This is a genomic window from Mycobacterium botniense, from assembly GCF_010723305.1.
Taxonomy (GTDB): Bacteria; Actinomycetota; Actinomycetes; order Mycobacteriales; family Mycobacteriaceae; genus Mycobacterium; species Mycobacterium botniense.
This window is the reverse complement of sequence record NZ_BLKW01000004.1, coordinates 737658-759867: the sequence shown is the minus strand read 5'-3', so window position 1 is coordinate 759867 and position 22210 is coordinate 737658. Positions and strand designations below refer to the sequence as shown.

Here is a 22210-nt window from a genome sequence, read left to right as displayed (position 1 = left end):
GATGCACGTTCGGTGCGGTCACTCGGACACCACACCGTCGCGGTCGGTGACGATCACCGCCGCGGTCGGCGTCAGCTCCCGCACCGCGGCGATACCGACATCGTCGGCGGAGCCGCCGACCAGCACGGCGGCCTCCAATCCGGTTGCACCGCTCGACACCGCGGCAGCCACCGCCGCCTGCAGCCCGGTCAGCGTTAGTGCCGAAAGCTGCACCGGCACACCGGTATACGTGCGCCCGTCAACGTCGCGCACCGCCGCCGCGCTTGCGGCGTCGGTGCGCGCCATTGCCGCTCGTGCCAGCGTCACCAATTTGGCGTCTTCGCCAGCCAAGTCAGCCATCGTGACGGGGCTCCTGGCCGTGCGGGCCGTCGGGGTGAACGGGGCTCAACAAGACGGTCCCAACACGGATCCGTCCACGGTGATCCGGCCCGCCCTCGGCGTGCATCCGCAATCCATGCGATATCACTTCGGCGCCGGGCAGCGGAACCCGGCCCAGTTCCACCGCCAGCAGTCCACCCACGGTATCGACCTCGAGATCACCGTCGAAAGCCAGCCCGTACAGCTGCCCAAGATCTTCGATCGGCAGCCGCGCCGACACCCGATAACGGTTGTCGCCTAAGTCTTCTATCGGCGCGGTCTCGGCTCCATCGTATTCGTCGGCGATCTCGCCGACGATCTCCTCGAGGACGTCCTCGATCGTCACCAGCCCGGCGATCGCGCCGTACTCGTCGACCAACAGCGCCATATGGTTGCGGTCACGCTGCATGTCGCGCAGCAGCGCATCCAGCGGCTTGGAGTCCGGCACGAACACCGCGGGCCGCATCATCTGGGCCACGGTGATGTCGCGGCCACCGCTGGTCGAGTAGTACGTCTGCTGCACCAGGTCTTTCAGATATACCACTCCCACAATGTCATCGATGTTCTCCCCAATCACCGGAATGCGGGAATGCCCGCTGCGGACCGCCAAAGAGATCGCCTGTCGTGCCGTTTTGTCCCTTTCGATCCAAATCATCTCGGTCCGCGGCACCATCACTTCGCGCGCCGGCGTGTCGCCGAGCTCGAAGACCGACTGGATCATCCGCCGTTCGTCGGCTGCGACCACGCCGCGCTGTTGCGCCAGGTCGACGACTTCGCGCAGCTCAATCTCAGAGGCGAAGGGCCCGTTGCGAAATCCGCGGCCCGGGGTGAGCGCGTTGCCCACTATCACCAGCAGCCGGCTGATCGGCATCAGCAGCCATGAAATCACCTGCAGCGGAAGAGCTGCCGCTAACGCGATCGAATATGCGTGCTGGCGCCCCAGGGTGCGGGGACCAACACCGATGACAACGAAGCTGGTCACCACCATGATCGCCGCAGCGTCGACCAATCCCCAATCCATGCTGACGTTATGGCGCAGGAAAATCACCAGCAGCGCGGTCGCGGTGATTTCGCAGGTGATTCGCAGCAGCACCACCAAGTTGATGTAACGAGGCCGGTCGGCCATCACCTTCGTCAGCCACACGGCGCCAGGGCGCTCTTCGCGTACCAGCTCCTCAACCCGGGCTACCGATAGCGTGCTGATGGCGGCGTCGATAGCGGCGAACAACCCGCCGAGGCATATCAGCATGATCGCACCGAGCAGGACACCCAACTCGTTCACGGCTCGTCGAAATACCTTGACTTGTCCAGCAACCGGCGATCCTTCTCAGTCTGCCGATCCTGCTCGTAGGCCTCGACCTGAGCGGCGACCCACTCCTCGAGCAAACGATGCTGTAGGGCGAACATCTCCTTTTCCTCGTCCGGCTCGGCGTGGTCATACCCGAGCAGATGCAACACACCGTGGATAGTGAGCAGCGCCAACTCTTGGCCGAGGCTGTGGCCGGCCGCCGCAGCTTGCTCGGCGGCGAATTCCGGGCACAGGACGACATCACCCAGCATGGATGGGCCGGGCTCTGGGGCATCGGGTCGGCCGCCGGGTTCGAGCTCGTCCATCGGGAAACTCATCACATCGGTCGGCCCGGGCAGATCCATCCAACGCATATGCAGATCAGCCATGGCTGCGGGGTCCAGCAGCAGCAAAGAAAGCTCGGCGGCCGGGTTGACGCCCATCTTGGTCAGCACGAACCGCGCGACGCTGATCAGCTCCGTTTCGGAAACGTCGAGGCCGGATTCGTTGGACACCTCGATGCTCACCGACGGGTCCGCCTTTCACACCCCGCAGTCACCGGCGAGGACGGATGCCGGCCGCCCGCCGGGCCGCCCGGTTCATCCCCAGGCCGGGCTCCTCGTGTCTGGCGTAGGCGTCGACGATCTCCGACACCAGCCGGTGGCGTACCACGTCCGCGCTGGTGAGGTGCGCGATGTGGATATCGTCGACATTGCCGAGAATGTCGACCGCCGCTCGCAAACCGGAGGTAGCCCCGCCTGGCAGGTCGATCTGGGTGACGTCGCCAGTGACGACGATTTTGGATCCGAATCCCAGCCGGGTGAGGAACATCTTCATCTGCTCGCCGGTGGTGTTTTGCGCCTCGTCGAGGATGATGAACGCGTCGTTGAGGCTGCGCCCCCGCATGTAGGCGAGCGGCGCCACCTCGATGACCCCGGTAGCCATCAGCTTGGGGATCACCTCGGGGTCCATCATGTCGTAGAGCGCGTCGTACAGCGGGCGCAGATACGGGTCTATCTTCTCGCTCAGTGTGCCCGGCAAAAAGCCGAGACGCTCACCGGCTTCCACTGCGGGTCTCGTAAGGATAATGCGGGTGACCTGCTTGGTCTGTAGTGCGTTGACGGCTTTGGCCATCGCCAGATACGTCTTGCCGGTGCCGGCGGGCCCGATCCCGAAGACGATGGTGTTGGCGTCGATCGCGTCGACGTAGCGCTTCTGGTTGAGCGTTTTGGGTCGAATCGTCTTACCGCGGCGCGACAGGATGTCCAGGGTGAGCACCTCGGCCGGCGATTCGTTACCGGTACCGACGAGCATGGCGACGCTGTGGCGCACCGCCTCGGGTGTCAGCGTCTGGCCGCGGGCCACGATCGCAACCAGTTCGGCGATGACTCGCTCAGCGAGCGCGACATCGGCCGGTTCGCCGGAGAGGGTGACAGCGTTGCCGCGCACGTGCAGGCCGGCGGCCAATACATGCTCGAGGGCGCGCAGATTTTCGTCGGCGGAACCCAGCAGGCCCACGACGAGGTCGGGCGGAACATCGATGCTGCTGCGAACTTGAGTAGACGACGATGACGAGTCAGCAGCGCTGGTGTCGCGGGGCGTCACGTGGTTTCTGATGCCTGCTTTCTGTCGTTTGGGTGGCTGCGCGCTCAGTCTACCGCCGGGGCCCCGGGCTGGTCAGCGCGCAGCACGGTGTTCGCCGGCAGGTCCTTGTCGAGCACTTTGTGAGCTTGGACCGCACCGGTAATAGGCAGCTGTTTCTCGTCGAGCAATCCGACCTGCGCCAACAGCGAAGCCTGGTCCCAGTAGATCCGCTCGTAGGCGATCTTGTCCGCCTCGAATCCCATGACCACCACCACGGGTAGCATGACCGCACGCCCGGTGGGCGCCACGTTCGGCAGGAACGCGGGGATCGGGATGTCATGGGTGAACGACATGATCATCTCGTCGACGACACGATCCGGCCCGACGGTGCGGCACACCGGGATGATCGTGGTGTCGCCGGGCCAGTGCCCGATGAAGTACCTGGTGTAGAAATCCGTCAGCGCGTCCGCGCCCACCCCGCCTGTCATGGTGGGCACATGGGTGACGAACGCCTCGGCGGTCATCGTCGCTATCGTCGCGGCAACATCCTGGGCCACGAACTCGTGGGCGACATGCTCGTCGAAGAGTGCGCTCAGGTCGTAGCCAGTTTCGCTCATCGAACACCGTCCTTCCCGCCAGGCTTCGAGGGTCGCACAGCGGTCGCCGTCGCGCAGGCAGATTGCGCGGTCAGGCGGCGTGCAGAGTTGCGAGTGGCGAGCACGGCATCGACAGGCTCGGCGAAAAGAGGTTCCAGCCGGTTCAGTCCCAGCGCGGGGTCAGCACACCCAGCGCACCTAACGCGACTGCGGCCGCGCTGGACGTCCGCAGTATGGTCGGGCCCAGCCGCACCGCGACGGCGCCCGCGCCGGTCAATGCGGCGATCTCGTCAGGGGCGATACCCCCCTCGGGACCGATCACCAGCATCAGCGATTTCGCTTGGGCTAAAACGAGATCCGCAAGCCGATCAGTCGCCGACTCGTGCAAGACCAGCACTGTGGCGCCGGACGACACCTGCTCACGGATCCGCGTAGTCAGCGTTGCGGTGGACACCGGGCCGTCGACCGGCGGGATGTGCGCGAGCCGCGATTGCCGGGCCGCTGAGCGCGCCACCGCACGCCACCGGCGCAACCCCTTCTCGACACGCGCACCGTCCCAGCGGGCCACACACCGCGCCGCCTGCCACGCCACGAAGGCGTCAGCGCCGGCCTCGGTGGCCAATTCAATCGCCAACTCGGACCGCTCCGACTTGGGCAGCGCCTGCACCACGGTCACCGCCGGCTGCCGGCGCGCCACCTGCCAGCGGTCCAGCACTCTCGCATACAGCCGCCCGCGTCCTGCCTGTTCGACCACGCACCGGGCCAGGCCACCACCGCCGTCGCCGAGCATCAGGTGCTCGCCCGTGCGGATCCGTCGCACGGTGGCGGCGTGAAAGCCTTCGTCGCCGTCGACCGTGGCCACCACACCGGCCTCGGGGAGCGAGTCGACGTAAAACAGCGCAGCCACCATGGCGGGCAGGGCCCGACGACTAGCGTCCCGTGAAAGTTTCGCGCAGTCGGCTGAACAACCCACTGCCTTCGTTGTGCACCGATCGCACCTCGGGCACATCGCGGCTGCGCCGCTTCTTCAGCTCACGCAGTAACTCGATATCGCGTTTGTCCAGATGCGACGGCACCACCACCTCGACGTGCACGTGCAGGTCACCGCGCACGCCCGAGCGCAGGTGCGGCATGCCGTGACCGCGCAGTGTGACAGTCGACCCCGGCTGCGTTCCGGGCGGGATGGTGATCTCCGTCAAGCCGTCGAGAATCGCGTCCACCGTGACGGTGGTGCCCAGCGCAGCATCGACCATCGGCACCGAAATCGTGCAGTGCAGATCGTCACCGTCGCGGACGAACACGTCGTGGGGTTGTTCGTGGACTTCGACGTACAAATCACCGGCCGGCCCTCCCCCGGGCCCGACCTCGCCTTGGGCGGCCAGCCGCACCCGCATCCCATCGGCGACACCGGCGGGAATGTTGACGCTGATCTCCCGGCGCGCCCGTACCCGGCCGTCGCCACCGCACTGGTAGCACGGGTCGAGGATGACTTCCCCTACGCCGCGGCAGGTCGGGCAGGGCCGTGATGTCATCACCTGGCCCAGCAGCGAGCGCTGCACGGTTTGCACCTCTCCGCGCCCGCCGCAGGTGTCACAGCGCACCGGCGATGAACTGCCGTTGGTGCCCTTGCCGTGACACCGGTCGCACAGCACCGCGGTATCGACGGTGACCTGTTTGGTGACGCCGGTGGCGCACTCGTCGAGGCTCAGCCGCATCCGCAGCAGCGAGTCTGCGCCGGCCCGGACCCGGCCCGTGGGACCACGGGAGGCCGTGCCACCGCCGAAGCCCCCGAACCCGCCGCCGAAAAAGGCCTCAAAAACGTCGCCGAGCCCGCCGAAGCCGGGAAATCCGTTACCCGCGCCGCTCTCCAGCGGATCCCCGCCCATATCGACGATGCGACGTTTCTCCGGGTCGGACAGCACCTCGTAGGCGATGCTGACTTCCTTGAATTTCGCCTGCGCTTCTTCGTCGGGATTGACGTCGGGATGCAGCTCGCGCGCCAGCCTGCGATACGCGCGCTTGATCTCCGTCTCGCTCGCGTTTCTGCTCACGCCGAGCAGGCCATAGTAATCGCGTGCCACGCCTGACCTTTCTGGTCCCGCCTCAGGCGACCGTTGACAAATGCTGCAGCGAGTGCGCGGTCACCGAGCACCCAGTACTTCGCCGATGTACATAGCAACCGCAGCGACACTAGCGATAGTTCCCGGATAGTCCATCCGGGTCGGGCCGAGTACACCCATACCCCCGTAAACAGTATCGGAGGTGCCATAAGCCGTGGAAACCATCGAGGCGCCGGCCATCTCCTCTGCTTCGGTCTCATGTCCGATGCGTACCGTGACCTTGCCGGCTTCCTGCTGGGCCGCCAGCAGCCGCAACACCACGACCTGCTCCTCGAGCGCTTCCAGGATCGAACGCAACGAACCACCGAAGTCGGCCGCGTTGCGCGTCAGGTTCGCGGTGCCGCCCATGAGCAGTCGTTCCTCGTTGTGTTCCACCAGTGCTTCCAGCAACACCGTCGCCGCGCGCCCGACGGCGTCGCCCAGGCCGTCGCCGCCGTCAAAATGCCGGGCGAGGTCGGCAATCGCCACCGAAGCCGCCGGCAGCTTTTTGCCTTCCAATGCCTGGCCGAGCAGCTCGCGCAGCCGAGAAAGCTGGTGTTCGTCGAGGACATCGCCGAGTTCGACGATGCGCTGGTCGACCCTGCCGGAGTCGGTGATGACGATCATCAGCAAGCGCGCCGGCGTCAGTGCGATCACTTCGACGTGCCGGACCGTCGACGTTGACAACGTCGGGTACTGCACGATCGCCACCTGACGGGTCAGCTGGGCCAGCAGCCTGACTGCCCGGCGCAACACGTCGTCCAGGTCGACACCGGACTCCAAGAACTTCTGGATGGCACGCCGCTCAGCAACGGATAGCGGCTTAACATCGTCGAGCCGATCGACGAATTCCCGATAGCCCTTCTCGGTGGGCACTCGCCCCGAGCTGGTGTGCGGCTGCGTAATGTAGCCCTCAGCTTCCAGCACCGCCATGTCGTTGCGGATTGTGGCGGAGGAGACCCCCAGGTTATGACGCTCCACCAGCGCCTTCGAGCCGATCGGTTCTTTGGTGGCGACGAAGTCGGCGACGATGGCGCGTAGCACTTCAAAGCGGCGCTCATCAGCACTCGCCATCGAAACCCACCTCCTTGACCGCGTCCATTTTACGGGCCGCAGCAGCGGAGCCAGCGTTTTGGACAACCGCGGGCTGCGCCGGCAGGGCACTGCCATGAGCGAAAGGCTCCTGCCGGCCCGCAGCATCGCCGCGTTAGCCTTACCACCATGGTCAGCCCCACAGCGAGAACCGACCAGGGATGATCTTCAAGGGCGTGCGAGAAGGCAGGCCCTACCCTGACCACGGCCTGTCTTACCGAGACTGGTCGCAGATACCGCCGCGGCAAATCCGGCTCGATGAGCTGGTCACCACGACGACGGTACTGGCGCTGGATCGGCTGTTATCAGAAGACTCTACGTTCTACGGCGACCTGTTCCCGCACGCGGTGAAGTGGAAGGGCGTGGTCTATCTCGAGGACGGGCTGCACCGGGCGGTGCGCGCGGCGCTGCGTAATCGCACGGTGTTGCATGCGCGGGTATTCGACATGGATGGGCCGGGGTACCGGCAGGTTTAATTGCTCGTCGTCACATTCCGCCCGCGACGGGTGTCGAAGTAACAAAGATCGGTGCACCTGTCAGGAGGGAACACATGTCACGGCTTGCCGGAGTCTCCGACCGCGACGCCAGCCTGGGCGCGAAGATCGCCTTCTTCTTCACCCGGCGACGCCTCAAGCAGATGACCGGTCTGGAAACCGCGACCATGCTCGAACCCCTGCGGATGTATGCGCACATCCCTCAGTTGCTCAACGCCTACGGGCGGTTGGAGCTGGCCGAGTCGAAACTGGACATCCTCAGTCCGCGGCACAGGGCGCTCGCCGAACTCAAGGCGGCGACGACGGTGCGTTGCGCGTACTGCATCGACCTCGGTTCGCAGATCGCGCGCGGGTGGGGAATTACCGACGAGGAATTGCTCGCGCTGTCCAACTACCGGAGCGCTTCATGCTTCTCCGATGTCGACAAGCTGATACTGGAGTACGCGACGGCGATCAGCCGCACCCCTGTTGACGTGGGCGATGAGCTTTTCGACAGCCTGCGAGCGCATTTCGACACCGCGCAACTCGTCGCGCTCACCCACGTCATCACGCTGGGCAATCTGCGGGCCCGGTTCAACACCGCGCTGGGCATCGAATCCGCGGGCTTTTCCGACGGGAAGGTGTGCGCGCGGCCCGACACCGGCCGGCACACCGGTGTGATGTGACCGCCGATGCGGCGCTGACCGCGGGTTTCGAGGCAGCACGCCCGCATTTGCGCGCTGTCGCCTACCGCATGCTGGGCTCGATCGACGACGCCGAGGACGCCGTGCAGGAAGCGTGGCTGCGGTTGAGCCGCGGCCGCACTGAGAACCTGGCGAATCTTGAGGCCTGGCTGACGACCGTGGTGGCACGCATTTGCCTGAACACGTTGCGCGCTCGGCGCATCCACTGAGAACGTGTCGCACAGTTACCCGACCCTGTGCTAGATCCGGCCGGCGAGGTCGATCCCGAGCACCGGGCCATGCTGGCCGACGCTGTGGGACTGGCGTTGTGTTGTCCGCGGTGCTGGACACGTTGTCCCCGGAGGAGCGGCTGGTGTTTGTGCTGCACGACGTGTTCGCCGTGCCGTTCGATCAACTCGCTCCGATAGTCGAGCGCTCGCCGGAGGCGACCCGCAAGCTCGCCAGCCGGGCCCGTCGCCGTATCCGGGACGCGGACGTCATTGCAGACACCGACCTCAGGGCCCAGGCTGAGGTGGTGGATGCCTTCTTCGCGGCCGGGCGCGCCGGTGACTTCGACCGGTTGGTGTCGGTGCTGCACCCCGATGTGGTGCTGCGCGGCGACTTCGGTCCGGGAGCGGTCCGCTTCGAGCGGGGTGCGTCGGCGGTGGCCGAACTGGCGCGCGGTTACGCGGCAGCAGAACGAGAAGTGCGCCCCGCTACCGTCCATGGCACCGCGGGGGCGGTCATCGTCGTGCGCGGCCGGCCGGTCGCCGTCATGGGGTTCCTCGTGCGCGAGGGGCAGATCACCGCGATCGACGTACTGGCCGACCCGGCACGCATCGCCCGACTCGACCTCAGCGCGACCGGCCAGTGAGACCCGCCCCGGCGCGGCCGCGGTCAGGCAGTGGCCGCCTGCAACAACGCCACCGCGGACTCGTGCGACATTATCCAGTTCCCACCGTCGTTGACGAACGTGTAGTTCTGGGTAACCGGCGCCGCGAGCTTCGGGCCCGTGATGGTCACGTCAGCGGTGGCATTCGGGCCGGCGGGCTGGATATTCGTCACGTTGAACGACAGCGGAAACTTCCCGTCCCGGTAGGCTTTTCTGAGCTCGTGGTCGGCCGAATGGCCCTCGTCCGGACTGATACCGCCCTGGACCAGATTGGTCTTGGTGGTATACGACACACCAGGATCGGTCACTTGTGTGCAAAGGGCGGATAACTGCTCGGCGCTCGGCAGGTTCGCCGCCGGCGGCTGGTTCGGCGCCGGCGGCGGGTTGGGTGCCGGCGGCGGGTCCAGCGGAATCGGTGCGCTGAGCACGACGGGCTGCACGTGGACCGTCAGCAAGGTACTGCCGACACTACCGGTGGCGCCGGTGGCCGCGGCTCCGACTGCGGCCACCACTGCCATGCTGCTGGCGAAAACTTTGGTCATGGGTGTCCCTTCGATCAGACGACAACGTCGGTATCGGTGCAGGCTAAATCAGGTTTACGCCGGTAGGTGTCGCGGGCTCGAGCGATTGTATTACAACAACCCGACCACCGTTAGCCTGCCGTAATCGCCTTCGTGCCGGCTCCCGGGCTCGCCGGTGGATCGCTTTGTGCGCGATATGTCGCTGCCGGACTGCGCCGCTGGCTTCGCCGAATACCACCCGCCGCCCGGCGTTGCCTCGACGGGAAGCGGCCACAGGCCGTGTTGCTTTGTGGATTGACTAGCGCAAAACCCGGTGCGCCGGTCGTCATCGCAGGGGTTGCTGTTCATCGTTTCTGCTGATCGCGGGTTTATCCGCAGGGGTACTCGCGCGCAGTTCAGCCCCCAGCACCCGATCGGATAGCAGCCCCAGGCAGCTCAGGTTGGGAAATCCGGGCCCCTGGTTGAGCCCGGCCAGGTTCGGCAGGAACAGCTTCGGCGTGACATCGATGACGGATAAGTCGTAGCCGATCGCTTCCTGCACACTGTCCGCGGTCAGTGGCCCACCCAGGCCCAACTCCAGCAGGTCCAGCGCGTCCTGGCTGAACAGCGAGGTGAACCACATCGGGTCGGCGCCCGAGGCGTCGATCACCAGGTCAAAACCGTGCACAGTTTCCAGGTTTTCGCTGCCCCGGTTACTGCTGAGCGTGAGCCTGATCTGCCCGTCGCGCGGGACCGCGTGTGCGACCCGCCCGCGCAGGTGATGGATCCGGTCGTCGGCCAGCAGCGCCTCCTGCACGCTCGCCGAGAACACCCCGCGGTCGGTGCGGGCGATCGCGTCACGACGTTCTTCCAGCGTCAGCGCTGCCCAGTCGGTGGGGTCGGAGAACAGCGAGTTCTCGAAGAAACTCTCGCCGCGGGTGAACAACGTCACCTGCGGGGTGATGACCGTAATAGTCGAAACCCGGTGGTGGAACAGTTCATCGAGAATCGACGCAGCGGTCTCGCCGCCGCCGATCACTGCCACCCGTTCGGCGGTGATGCGGTCGTGCGCGGCAGCACGGTCCCAGAACTGCGCGATCGAAAGGACTCGCGGATTGCCGGGCAACAACGATCGCTCCGCCTGTCCGGGCCCAGTGATCATCAGGGCCTCGGCATACACCGTGGTGTCGTGGGTGTGCACCGCCCAGCGGTCCCCGGCGACTGCGAGCTCGTCCACTTCGCCCTGGACGATGTTCAGGCCGACCTGATCGGCCACCCAACGCAGGTACTGTCCCCATCGACCATGGGTGGGCGCCGGTCTGCCGCGGTCGATCCATTCGGCGAACGACGCGGTGGCGATCAAAAACGACTGCCAGCTGTATCGGGTCATCCGTTCGTCGAGTTCGGCGTTGCGCCGCGGCACCAGCGATGACCGGTAGGGGAAACCGACATCTTTTTCCGGGCTGGTGCCCAGCCGGTGGACCCCGTCGGTCCAGCCGCCACTGGCCTGCCAATTGGCGCCCACCCCGATCCGTTCGACGGCGATGATGTCGGGGGTGTCGATCCCCATGTCGCGTAACACCGATGCCTTGGCCGCAACAGCGACCGCTTTGGCCCCGGCGCCCAGCACCGCCAGTGTCGTCATGTCACCATCCCCTGTAACGCGTCGCTCCACATTTCTTGTAGCGCAGTGACGTCCGCGTCAGTGAGAATGTCGGGCAGCGCCCGCCACTGCGTCACCAGCACCGGCTGATCGTTGCCGCCCAGCACGGCCGCGAACACGGTTAACTCGTGGCGTACTGCGGCGTCGGGCTCCGGGATCGCAGGCATCCCACCGAGCAGTTCGCGGTCCAGCCGCAACCCACCGCCACTGCCGCCGAGGTCGATGCGACCAAGGTAGTTCAGCAACAACTGCGGTCCCGGGAACGCGGCCAGTTGTCGCGCGGTATCCGGCCGCAGGTAACGCAGCAGGCCATAGTCGAGTCCGTCACCGGGGACCATCGCCAGCAGCTCCGCGACCCGCCGTGGGTCGGCCGTATCCACCCGCAGCGGGTAGATGGCGCTGAGCAGTCCCACGGTGTCGCTGGTGTCGGCGCCCTCGACCACTGCATCGGCGCGGCCGTGTGTTTCCAGCGCCAGCAACGGCGCCGGGGTTGGTTGGCCGCGGGTCTGCCGCCACCGGGTGACCATCGCCGATGCCGCCGCAACCAGCAGGTCGAACATCGGCACACCGGAATGCACCAGTCGGCGCGTGGTCCCGGGGTCGATGGCCGCCCACCACACCTGCAAGTCGCGGGCCCGGTCCGAGGCGGCGCACACCCGCCGTTTCCCCAGCGCAGGATCCTCGCCCCGGAGTTGGGACAGCCAGAACGACACGTCACACAGGCGGGCGGCGCGCTCGGTGAGCGCCGCCGCCCACCGCCGGTAACTGGTGTGCTCGCACACCGGCACAACGTGATCTCCCGCCGCCGCGGATAGTGCAGCGTCGAGTTCGCCCAACACCACACGCCACGATGCCAGGTCCATCGCCAGCACGTGGGCGGCCAGCAGGAGCACACTGTGTCCATTCGGGGACCAGAGCCACGCTGCCGCGATCATCGTTCCCCGTTCGGGATCCAGACGGTCGGTCAGGCTTTGGGCGTGTGCCGCGACTGCTGACCGCAGGTCCTGGTCAACACGGATCTCGGTGAGCACCTCGTCGGGCCGGGCCGGACATAGCGTCATCGCGGCACGGTCGAGCCGGCAGCGCAGCACTTCGTGAGCGTCGAGAATGCTGGCCAGCGCAGCCCGGACGTGTTCGCCGCTGATCCCGTCAGGCAGCCGGATGGCTTCGATCTGCGCCAGCCGCCGCGGCTCACCATATTCGTAGAGCCAGTGCGCGTTGGGCAGCAGCGGAATCGGGCCGCCCGTATCGTCGGCCTGCCGGATTCCTGTGCCGGCTTCAGCGTCGATCGCGGCGGCCAACTCGCGGATCGTGGTGCATTCGAGGATCAGCCGGGCCCGCAGCCGGATCCCGCGCCGCCGCGCTGCCTGTACCACCGACAGCGCCATGATGCTGTCCACGCCCAGCTGCAGAAACTCGGTGGTCACATCCACGTCCGGGATGCCGAGCAGTTCAGAGAGCACGTCGGCCAGCGCGGTTTCGGTGGGGGTTTCGGGTATCGCTTGTGGCGCCGTTCCAGCCGCGCTATCAATCGCCGCCAGGGCAGCTTCGTCGACCTTGCCGTTGGCGGTCAACGGGATCGCGTCGACGACGACAATGCGGTGCGGAATCATGTAGCGCGGGAGCCGGGAGCTGAGCAGTTGGCGCAGATCGGCAGGGGAGGGGCCACCGTCGCCATTCATGTCCGTACTCACGACATAGGCGGTCAACCGCGGGCCACCCTGCTGTGTGCGGACCAGCACACCCGCCTGCTGCACAGCCGGGTGCGACTCGAGTGCAGCGGCGATTTCGCCGGGTTCGACGCGATGACCACGGATCTGGACCTGCGTGTCGGCGCGGCCGAGATAGCACAGCGAGCCGTCGGGGTCTCGGCGCACCAGATCCCCGGTACGGTACATCCGCTCACCGGCGGTGAACGGGTCGGCGACGAATCGATGGCTGGTTTCCCCAGGCCGACCGAGATAGCCGCGGGCCACCTGCCCACCGGCCAAATACAGTTCGCCGATCGCCCCATACGCCACTGGCCGCAAAGCCGAGTCCAGGACGTAGCCGCGGGTGGAGCGAGTCGGCCGCCCGATGGACGGTTTCTCGTGTTCGGCGACGGCGGCGACCACCGCTTCCACTGTGGTCTCGGTGGGGCCGTAGCAGTTGTAGGCGGCCAACGGGGTACGGGCACACTCGAAGCGGATGGCCGACCAAGCCGCCGCGCCGACGGCTTCGCCGCCGAGTGCCAGCACCTGCAGGGGCACGCTCGTCAACAAACCACAGGCACGGAGTTGGGCAAACATCGACGGTGTGGTGTCGATCATGTCGACACGGTGCTCGGCGAGGCTGGCTACCAGCGCCTCAGCGTCGGGCTGGGTGTGCTGGTCGACGATGTGCACGGTGTGCCCGTCCAACAACCCCGCCAACGGTTGCCAGGAGGCGTCGAACGCGAACGACCAGGTATGGGCGATACGGAGCGTGCGGCCTAACCGAGCGGCGGCGGGTCGCAGCACGGTGTCGATGTGATCGTCGGCGTACGCACTCAAAGCAGCATGAGTTCCGATGACACCCTTAGGTTCTCCGGTCGTTCCGGAGGTGAACACCACGTATGCGGCCTGGTCCGAATCCACATCGACAGGCCGGAAGTCGCTGGCACACCGCTCAGCGAGCGCGACCAGGCCCTCGTCGACAACGATCGCCGCATTCGTTTGGCGCAGAATCGAATTGACACGTTCAGGCGGCATTCCCGGCTCCAGCGGCACGCACACCGCGCCGACTTTCAGAATCGCGAGCATAGCCACGATGTACGCCGGACCGCGGGCCAGTCGTATCGCAACCGGAGTTTCGGTCCCCGCGCCGCGGGCGGCCAGCAACGCGGCGAGCCGGTTCGCCGCAGCATCCACCTCGTGATAGCGCATCTCTCCGCCCGCCCAGCTCAGCGCCACGGCGTCGGGCATCTTTCCGGCGATCGCGGTGAACCGGGTGTGGATGCCAGTCGCCGCCGGTGGTTTCTGCCACGACCGCGCAGTGCCCAGCGGCGCCGCCTCGTCGTCGAGAAGCACACTGACCTCGTCCAGCCGCCGGTCCCACATCGACAGCAGCCGCTCAGCGGTGGTCAGCACCCGGCGGCCCAGCATGGCGCCGGTGGTGGAGCCCAGCGCGCCGTCGAGCACCTCGACCAGCATGACCAGCGACCGTCCAGCCATATGCACGGCCAGCGCGACCGGGAAATGCGACAGGCTCTCCAACGTTGCCGGGCGGAATGTGACACCGGCAGCACGTAATTCGCTGTCTCCAGAAAGTCCCCCGCGGGGAAAGTTTTCATAGACGAACAGGGTGTCGAACATCTCACCGACACCGCCAAGTGCTCGCAGTTCTGCGTGCCCTAGGTAGCTGTGCTCGCGTAACATCGCCGCATCTTTTTGCACGCCATGGCATTGCGTACCGACAGTCGCCCGGCCGTCGAGACGTACCCGCAGCGGAACGGTATTGATGAACAGGCCGATCATGGTTTCGACGCCGGCCATCTCGGGCGGGCGGCCAGACACTGTGACACCGAAAACCACATCTGTGCGGCCGGTCAGCCGCGACAACACCAGCGCCCAGGCCGTCTGCAGCAGCGTATTGACGGTGATCCCGCGTGCGCGGGCACCGTCGACCAACCGTGCGGTGGCGGCCGCGTCGCTACGCACCTCGGTGCGGCGCGGCAGACCCGCTCCGAGGTGCTCGCCGCCCATCGCGGCAGACAGCAGCGTCGGACCCGACAACCCGGCGAGATACTCGCGCCACACTTGCCGGCTGGCATCGGCGTCACGGTTTGCCAGCCATCCGATGTAGTCCCGGTACGGGCGCGGCGCCTCAGGTAGCGCATCGAGATCCCCGCCGGCGCAGTACAGGGTGAACAGCTCGTCGGCGAACACGGGCAGCGACCAGCCGTCGATCACGATGTGATGGGCAGTGATCACGAAACGCCATTGGGCGTCTGGTAGTTCGATGAGCAGAAAGCGGATTGCCGGTTTGCGTTCGAAATCGAAAGGCCGCCTGCGTTCCTCGGTCTCCAGCGCCGCGACAGTAGCGGGTGTGGCCGTAACGTGACGCCAAGGCAGGTCGACGCGTGTCGGCACAATCTGCACGGGGCGCGGAATCCCGCGGCTGACAAAGCTGGCCCGCAGGTTCGGGTGGCGAACCAACATCTTTGCCGTGCACTCGCGCAGCAGACCGACGTCGAGGTTTCCCAATATATCGGCAGCCATCCCGATCACGTACGGATCGTCGGCCGGTCCGGCTTCGGTGAACTCCGCCAAAGTAGTGAGCGAGTACAGCCCCTCCTGAAGCGGGCTGAGCGCCATCACGTCCTCGATACCCGCCGCGGCGTTCGATTGCCGGATTGTCGTCACGGCTCCCCGCCCCGCCCCGTCGAGTCCGGCGGTGCGGCTGTTGTCCCCGAAGCCGTGCCCTCGGCATCGGCACCCGACAACCACGCCGACGTCACTGCGGCCAGGTCCGCCTCGGAAAGGCCGGAGACGCTCATCGGTGCGAACCGGATATCGCTTTGTTCGCCCGACACGACGCCCGGGGAGTCAAGCGCTGCAGCTAACTGCTGGACCGTCGGGTTCTCGAATATCATCCGGGGATTGACCGCCAGCCCGGCTGCGCGCGCCCGCGCCGCCAGTTGCACCGACAGGATGCTGTCGCCGCCGAGCGCGAAAAAGTCGTCGAAACGCCCGATCTCGGCGGTCGAGAGCACCTCGGCGAACACTGCCGCCAACTTGCGTTCGGTGTCGGTGCGCGGCGGTTCGCTTTGGCCGGTCGTGCTCACCAACGGCCGCGGCAAACCGGGCCGGTTCAGCTTGCCCGATTCGGTCTTGGGCATCGTGTCGAGCACGGTGATTGATGACGGCATCATGTACCCGGGTAGCACCGTGCTGAGTGCCGCACGCACCGACGCCGCGAATTTCGATCTCTCGGCGTCGTCGGTGAGCGGCTGGTGGGGAACCACATATCCGGCCAGTGTGGTGCTGCCGGCGATCTCCCACGTGCGGGCCGCCGCAACCGCTACGCCGTCCACCGCCGCCAACGCCGCTTCGACTTCACCGAGTTCGATACGGAAGCCGCGTACCTTGACCTGGTGATCGGTGCGGCCGACGAACTCCAATCGCCCGTCTTCAGTCCACCGGGCACGATCGCCGCTGCGGTAGAAGCGCGCGCCAGGCTCGGTCGCGAACGGGTTGGCCACAAACCGCGACGCCGTCAGGGCGGGGCGTTTCCAGTAGCCTCGAACCAGTTGGCCCCCAGCGTAATACAGCTCGCCGATCACACCCACCGGTACTGGTTGTAGCGCGTCATCGAGAAGATATACCTGCGAATCCGGTGTCGGTGTGCCCAGGAACGGAACCGGGGGGGCGAGCGGTCCGCGCACCAGCCCTCCCGAGGTCTCGGTGGCGCCGAAGTTGTTCAGCAGCTCGGGCCCACCAGATTGCACGCAGCTCACCAGCCGCTGCAACAGCGATTCGCTTACCGGCTCCCCGCTGCATACCAGACGCTTCAGCGACCGCACCGCCTCGGGCCAAGAGTCGACCATCGCCGACACCAGGCTGGCGACGGCGGTCACCTGGGCCACCGAATGACGTTGCAGCAGCGACACCAATGCCTCGGGGTCGCGGTGTTCGGCGTCATCAGCCAGGATCATGGTCGCGCCGGCGGCCAAACCGGCGAGTGTCTCCATGCTGCCCTCGAGGAATGTCATGGATGCCTGCGCGAGCCGAATGTCGCGGCCTGGCACCGGGTAATTCAACAGCTGCCAGTCCAGGCGGGTCGCCATCGCCCGATGAGTGCCCAGCACTCCCTTGGGTTGCCCGGTCGATCCCGACGTGAACACCAGATACATCGCGTCGTCAGGGTGCGGCAGCGGCAAACGCAGCTGCGGCGCTGGGGCGCTCATCGCTGCCCGAACCGCAGGGTCGTCGAGTGAAATCAGTTTTGTCCCCGCACGTTTCGGCATAGTCTCGGCCGCTTCTGCGGTCACCAGCACCACTGGCGGCTCGACGTCGGCGAGCATGAACTGTTTACGCGCCGAAGGGTATCCGGGATCGATCGGGAAATAACCGGCGCCGGCCTTCATGATCGCGACCAACGCCACCACCAGGTCGATACCACGTCGCGTGGACAGACCGACCAGTGATCCCGGCCCCACCCCGTGGTCGACGAGCAGCTGGGCGAGGTTATCCGAACGACGGTGCAGCGCCGGGTAATCAATCTCCCCGTCGCTGCAGCGCACTGCGATGCACTCGGCACCCAACGACCGGGTGGGTTCGAGCAGTTCGGGAATGGTGCGCGGACGGCCCGGCGGGACCTGAGGTCCACGGCTCCAGCACTCCAGGATGCGGCGGCGTTCCGCGGTGTCGGTCAACTGCACATCCCGCAAAGTCTGATCGATGTCGTCAGCGAACGCCATGACGACCTGGGTCAACCACCGAACCAGCCGTTCGATGCTCGCCCTGCGGTACAGTTCGGTGCGATATACGACATTGCCGGAGTATCTGCCGTCCCCCTCATTGGCGAAGAAGTTGACACTCAGGTCGGCGGGTGCCATGTCGAAGGTCGGCTCCAGCGCCGTGAACACCATGTCTCCTGCCGGGCCGGAATCGATCACCCGGGAGGCCGGCAGATGATCGCGCACGTGCACGACAACTTGGAACAGCGGATTGCGGGACAGTGAGCGTGTCGGGCTGACAGCCTCGACAACCCGGTGAAACGGGAGGTCCTGGTGCGCGTAGGCGGCCAGCGCCGTCTCCCGGACGCGGGTAAGTACCTGTCGCAGCGTGGGGTTGCCGTGTAAGTCGTTGCGCAGCACCACGATATTGACGAAAAAACCGATCAGTTGGTCGAGTTCGGGTTCGGCACGGCCGGCCACCGGTGTGCCAAGAGGGATGTCCGCGCCGCCCCCGGCCTTGTACAAGACCACGGCGACAACGGCCTGCAGCAGCATGAACTCGGTGATGCCCAGCTCGCGGCAGACCTCGGCGAGTTTGCCCCGCGTGGCTGGGTCGATACTGAACTCCACCGATTCACCGTCGCCGCTGGGCGCCGGTTGGCGCGGAAAGTCGGGCCGCAGCCCGCTATCCTCGGGCAGTCCGGCGAGCTGCCGGGTCCAGTAGTCACGCTGGGCGCTGGCAAGTGCGGTGTCCGCACCGTTCGGCTCGGTGAGCAACGCGTTTTGCCAAGTCGCGTAATCGGCGTACTGCACCGGCAACCGGGCCCAGCAGGGGGTTTGCCCAGCCCGGCGGGCACGATAGGCAGCCAGCAGGTCGGCGAACAGCACTGCGCCCGACCAATGATCCGCGGCGATATGGTGAACCACCAGCGACAGCGCGTGTTCGTCGCCGATCCGCAAGATCGCTGCCCGGATGGGCCATTCTCGATCCAGCGCGAAGCAGTGCCGGCGCTCGGCATCCAATTGCTCCTGCAGCCACCGCTCGCCATAACCGCTGGCCCGGCGCACGGGCAACGCCGCGGCGGGATTGACAACCTGGTAGGGCACGCCGTCGATTTCCACATATGTGGTGCGCAGGATTTCATGGCGGGCGACGACGTCGCTGACCGCAGCGGCCAAGGCGTTCGCGTCGCACGGGCCGCTCAACCGCGCGGCGAACGGAATGTTGTTGACGGCACTGGGCCCTTCGACGCGGTAGGCAAACCAGGAACGCAGCTGGGATGCTGACAGCGGCAACGGCCCCGAATGGTCTGTTGCGATTAGTTTGGGCCGCTGCGCTCTCACCGCCCCAGCGCGGAGCTGGTCTACCCGCTCCGCGAGCCGCGCGACGGTCGCCAGCTCGAACACCTCCCGGATACTGAGCTCCACGTCACATTCCGACCGAACGGCAGCCACCAGCTTGGCGGCAACCAGGGAATGCCCGCCAAGATCGAAGAACGAATCGTCGACACCCACCCGGTCGTGGCCGAGCAGCCGAGCGAACAGAGCAGCGAGCCGACGCTCAGTCACCGTTGCCGGCCCACGGTATGCGGCACTGGCCTCGATCTGTGGGGGAGGCAGGGCGTCGCGGTCAATCTTGCCGTGCGCAGTGATCGGAATCTCGTCGAGGACGACGTAAGCCGCCGGCGTCATGTAATCGGGCAACGCTGCGGCGACCCGAGCGCGGATGCGCTCGACGTCGACCGTGTCGGGACCACCCCCGTCGGCCGGAGTCACGTAGCCGATCAGGCTCTTGCCCAGTTGCGGCAAGTCGGCGGCGACGACGACAGCCTGACCTACGCTGGGGTCAACCGAGATCGCCGCGGCGACCTCGCCCAGTTCGATACGGAACCCGCGGATCTTCACCTGTTCGTCGGCGCGGCCCACGAACTCGATGTCGCCGTCGGCGTTGCGGCGGGCCAAGTCACCAGAACGGTACAGCCGCCCACCCGGGGTGAACGGATCAGCGACGAAACGTTCCGCGGTCAGCCCCGGCCGGCGGTGATAGCCATGTGCGACGTGTGTTCCGCCGATGTAGATTTCACCGATCACACCAACCGGCACCGGCTGCAGCGCGTCATCGAGCAGATATACCTGTGTGTTGATCTTGGGCTTGCCGATTGGCACAATCCGGGTGCCTTGCGTGCCTTCGACCTGGTAACTGGTGGCGTTGACCACCGTTTCGGTGGGCCCGTAGAAGTTGTACAGCAAGGCGTCGAAGGTGGCGTGGAACTTGTCGGCGATCTCGCCGGGCAGTGCTTCCCCCCCGATAGGCACCCGGCGCAGGGTGCGCCACTGGTTGACGCCGGGCAGCGACAGGAAAAGACTGAGCAGTGACGGCACGAAATGCATCGAGGTGATGCCTTCGCGGCGCAATAAATCGGTCAGATAGCTGATATCGCGCAGCCCGTCAGGGCGCGGAATCACCAGCCGAGCACCGCAGATCAAGGTGCCAAAGATCTCGCCGATGGACACGTCGAAACTGGGCGACGCCACCTGCAATAACCGGTCGGTCTCGTCAACCTGATACTCCTTGCCGAACCACACGAAATACTCGGCGATCGGTGCGTGCGGTACCGGCACACCCTTGGGCAGACCGGTCGAACCGGAGGTATAAATCAGGTAGGCGGTGTTGTCCGGCCGCAGTGGCCGTACCAGTTCGTCAGCAGCCGGGTCGGCAGGCGAGTAGCGCTCGAGGCCCGTGATCGGTTCGCGCAAAACGAGTTCGGCGGCCGCGTCGCCGAGGATGAACTCCCGCCGATCCTGCGGATAGGTCGGGTCGACAGGCAGGTACACCGCCCCGGCCTTGAGAATACCCAGCGCTGTGGTGACCAGTTCGGGTGATTTGTCCAGCAACACCGCAACCCGGTCTTCGGCTCCGATGCCCTGCTCGATGAGCCAGTGTGCCACGCGGTTGGCTTGTTCGTTGATCTCGCGGTAACTGTAATGGCGGCCCTCGTAGACAACAGCGACCGCGTCAGGGCTCCGTGTTGCGCGCTCAGTCACCAACGCGGGCAGCGTAGCTGCGGGTGTGACGAACTTTTCGCCGGCGGATACCTGCCGCAGCCAGTTGGCATCGGCGTCGCTCATCAGCGTCAGTTCCCACAGCGCGGTATCCGGCTTGGCCAGCGCACTATCGAGTAACACGATGTAGTGCTCGAGTAACTGTTGCGCCAGCCCCCCGTCCAATACCTCGACCAGGTACTCGGCTTCCACCAGTGCGCCAGTGCCGCCTTGCGGATTATCGCTGACACCGCCAGTCCCGCCGGCAAGCTCGACCATGAAGCTCAGTGGCAACTGACTGAACTGGCCGCGCAGCTCGGCACGCTCACAGTGCACGCCAGGGGGGCAGAAACCCCTGCCATCGGGTTCTCGTACACCGAAGCCGACCCGCGTCATCCGCTCGGCACCATGACGACGATCGGGGTTGGACTCACGTACCAGCCACTCCAAGTCGACCCGGGAGTGAGCAATGGCGCCCACTGCGGTGTCGCGGGTTTCCATGACCAATTGCCGAAATGTCTGTCTGGGCTGCGGGCGCATCCGCATCACCACGGTGTTGCCGAAATAGCCGATATCTTCGGCGTTGCTGGCCCCGCGATTGAGCACAGGGACCGCGACCAGGAAGTCGGTGGAGTGGGTGTAGCGGTGCACGAGAGCGGCAAACGCGGCCATCAGCACCATCGATGGGGTAGCCCGGCTGTCGCGCGCCAACGCGACCGCACGATCGACGGTGTGTGCGGACAGGCGTGCCGATACCCGCTGCGAGCGCCAAGTGGTCGGCACCACCGAACCGTGAGGACCGGGGAGCTCAAGCGGCTCGGGGAAATCCGTCATCAGAGATCGCCAGTAGCTCATATCCGCGTCGAAATCCACGGCATCGCCGGTTGGGATTACTTCCGGCGCGGGAGCGAGGGCGTCAGCGTCTTCATAGGCACGGGTCAGGTCGGTGAAGAACGGTGCCCATGATCCGTCATCCCATGCGATGTGATGCGCCGTCACCAGCAGCATCAACTCGTCGGCGGCCAGCCGCACCACAGCGATCCGCAGCGGCGAGTCTTTGGTTAAGTCGAATGGGCGGCGAAATTCACGCTGCGCCAGCACCTCCAGTCGCAGCTGCTGGGCCTGGCCGGTCAGACTGGTCAAGTCGTGCTCGGTCCAGGCGGGCCGTAGACGCTGATGGGTGACCGGATAGGGGTCACCGTCGCGGTCGGTGTGATACGTGGTGCGGAGCATGCGATGGCGCATCGCGACGGCGTCGAGTGCAGCGTGCAACCGTTCGGTGTCGACGGTGCCGGTGATGCGGTAGGAGACGCACACGTTGAGCAGCGCGCTGGCAGGATCGAGTGAGTGCAGGAACCACATCCGGCGCTGGCCGGCGGACAACTGCTCAGGTTGCGCGCCGGTCGGTGATGCCGCCGACCGGGTCAGACCACGTTCAGCAATTCGGCGACGCAACAACTCCAGCCGCTGGTCGTCAAGCCGGGCGCCGGTGTGGGTGGCGTCAGTCACGAGCTCATTCCAGC

14 protein-coding genes and 1 pseudogene are annotated in these 22210 nt (G+C 66.1%); 3 read left to right on the top strand and 12 right to left on the bottom strand.

Annotated elements, in window-relative coordinates; genetic code table 11:
* Positions 1-18: 18 nt before the first annotated feature.
* The 8 genes from G6N08_RS13545 to hrcA all read right to left on the bottom strand — a co-directional run bounded on the left by G6N08_RS13545 (position 19) and on the right by hrcA (position 6998).
* Positions 19-339, bottom strand: a complete 321-nt coding sequence (locus G6N08_RS13545; protein ID WP_163758065.1) for a cytidine deaminase-like protein — start codon at positions 337-339, stop codon at positions 19-21.
* The gene (locus G6N08_RS13540) at positions 332-1606 is read right to left on the bottom strand and encodes a hemolysin family protein (RefSeq protein WP_163760594.1); all 1275 of its coding nucleotides are present in this window, start codon (positions 1604-1606) and stop codon (positions 332-334) included. Before G6N08_RS13540 ends, G6N08_RS13545 begins: the two co-directional genes overlap by 8 nt.
* 29 nt (positions 1607-1635) lie before the next feature.
* Positions 1636-2172, bottom strand: coding sequence for an rRNA maturation RNase YbeY (ybeY, locus tag G6N08_RS13535; RefSeq protein ID WP_163758063.1), 537 nt, complete (start codon positions 2170-2172; stop codon positions 1636-1638).
* 28 nt (positions 2173-2200) lie between these two features.
* Positions 2201-3250, bottom strand: coding sequence for a PhoH family protein (locus tag G6N08_RS13530; protein ID WP_163758061.1), 1050 nt, complete (start codon positions 3248-3250; stop codon positions 2201-2203).
* 44 nt (positions 3251-3294) lie between these two features.
* Complete coding sequence (locus G6N08_RS13525) at positions 3295-3846, bottom strand: nuclear transport factor 2 family protein (protein WP_163758059.1); 552 nt, start codon at positions 3844-3846, stop codon at positions 3295-3297.
* 142 nt (positions 3847-3988) lie between these two features.
* Positions 3989-4735, bottom strand: coding sequence for a 16S rRNA (uracil(1498)-N(3))-methyltransferase (locus G6N08_RS13520; RefSeq protein WP_163758057.1), 747 nt, complete (start codon positions 4733-4735; stop codon positions 3989-3991).
* A gap of 19 nt (positions 4736-4754) precedes the next feature.
* A complete protein-coding gene (gene dnaJ, locus G6N08_RS13515) occupies positions 4755-5906 on the bottom strand; it encodes a molecular chaperone DnaJ (protein ID WP_163758056.1) in 1152 nt (383 codons plus the stop codon).
* A gap of 60 nt (positions 5907-5966) precedes the next feature.
* On the bottom strand, positions 5967-6998 hold the full coding sequence (gene hrcA, locus G6N08_RS13510; protein WP_163758054.1) for a heat-inducible transcriptional repressor HrcA: 1032 nt from the start codon (positions 6996-6998) through the stop codon (positions 5967-5969).
* A gap of 179 nt (positions 6999-7177) precedes the next feature.
* Here hrcA and G6N08_RS13505 point away from each other — a divergent pair, with 179 nt between their 5' ends.
* The 3 genes and pseudogenes from G6N08_RS13505 (at position 7178) to G6N08_RS13495 (ending at position 9046) form a co-directional block, all read left to right on the top strand.
* Entirely contained in the window at positions 7178-7492 is a 315-nt protein-coding gene (locus tag G6N08_RS13505) for a type II toxin-antitoxin system VapB family antitoxin (RefSeq protein ID WP_163758052.1), read from the top strand.
* 74 nt (positions 7493-7566) lie between these two features.
* A complete protein-coding gene (locus G6N08_RS13500) occupies positions 7567-8175 on the top strand; it encodes a carboxymuconolactone decarboxylase family protein (protein ID WP_163758050.1) in 609 nt (202 codons plus the stop codon).
* A pseudogene (locus G6N08_RS13495) lies at positions 8172-9046 on the top strand (sigma-70 family RNA polymerase sigma factor). Before G6N08_RS13500 ends, G6N08_RS13495 begins: the two are co-directional and overlap by 4 nt.
* 23 nt (positions 9047-9069) lie before the next feature.
* Here the strand turns inward: G6N08_RS13495 and G6N08_RS13490 are convergent.
* The 4 genes from G6N08_RS13490 to G6N08_RS13475 form a co-directional block, all read right to left on the bottom strand.
* The gene (locus G6N08_RS13490) at positions 9070-9606 is read right to left on the bottom strand and encodes an MTB12 family secreted protein (RefSeq protein WP_163758048.1); all 537 of its coding nucleotides are present in this window, start codon (positions 9604-9606) and stop codon (positions 9070-9072) included.
* 304 nt (positions 9607-9910) lie between these two features.
* Complete coding sequence (gene mbtG / locus G6N08_RS13485; protein WP_163758045.1) at positions 9911-11209, bottom strand: NADPH-dependent L-lysine N(6)-monooxygenase MbtG; 1299 nt, start codon at positions 11207-11209, stop codon at positions 9911-9913.
* Positions 11206-15561, bottom strand: a complete 4356-nt coding sequence (locus G6N08_RS13480) for a non-ribosomal peptide synthetase (RefSeq protein ID WP_163760592.1) — start codon at positions 15559-15561, stop codon at positions 11206-11208. The genes mbtG and G6N08_RS13480 overlap by 4 nt, the downstream gene beginning before the upstream one ends.
* A 44-nt stretch (positions 15562-15605) precedes the next feature.
* A complete protein-coding gene (locus G6N08_RS13475; RefSeq protein ID WP_163758043.1) occupies positions 15606-22196 on the bottom strand; it encodes a non-ribosomal peptide synthetase in 6591 nt (2196 codons plus the stop codon).
* Positions 22197-22210 lie beyond the last annotated feature (14 nt).

Excerpts from the sequence above, each read along its gene's own strand:
- G6N08_RS13505 (WP_163758052.1), top strand. The coding sequence starts at position 7,178 with ATGATCTTCAAGGGCGTGCGAGAAGGCAGGCCCTACCCTGACCACGGC.
- G6N08_RS13480 (WP_163760592.1), bottom strand. The coding sequence starts at position 15,561 with ATGGCGCTCAGCCCGCTTCAGGAGGGGCTGTACTCGCTCACTACTTTG.
- G6N08_RS13500 (WP_163758050.1), top strand. The coding sequence starts at position 7,567 with ATGTCACGGCTTGCCGGAGTCTCCGACCGCGACGCCAGCCTGGGCGCG.
- mbtG (WP_163758045.1), bottom strand. The coding sequence starts at position 11,209 with ATGACGACACTGGCGGTGCTGGGCGCCGGGGCCAAAGCGGTCGCTGTT.
- G6N08_RS13490 (WP_163758048.1), bottom strand. The coding sequence starts at position 9,606 with ATGACCAAAGTTTTCGCCAGCAGCATGGCAGTGGTGGCCGCAGTCGGA.
- G6N08_RS13525 (WP_163758059.1), bottom strand. The coding sequence starts at position 3,846 with ATGAGCGAAACTGGCTACGACCTGAGCGCACTCTTCGACGAGCATGTC.
- G6N08_RS13545 (WP_163758065.1), bottom strand. The coding sequence starts at position 339 with ATGGCTGACTTGGCTGGCGAAGACGCCAAATTGGTGACGCTGGCACGA.
- hrcA (WP_163758054.1), bottom strand. The coding sequence starts at position 6,998 with ATGGCGAGTGCTGATGAGCGCCGCTTTGAAGTGCTACGCGCCATCGTC.
- G6N08_RS13540 (WP_163760594.1), bottom strand. The coding sequence starts at position 1,606 with ATGCTGATATGCCTCGGCGGGTTGTTCGCCGCTATCGACGCCGCCATC.
- G6N08_RS13520 (WP_163758057.1), bottom strand. The coding sequence starts at position 4,735 with ATGGTGGCTGCGCTGTTTTACGTCGACTCGCTCCCCGAGGCCGGTGTG.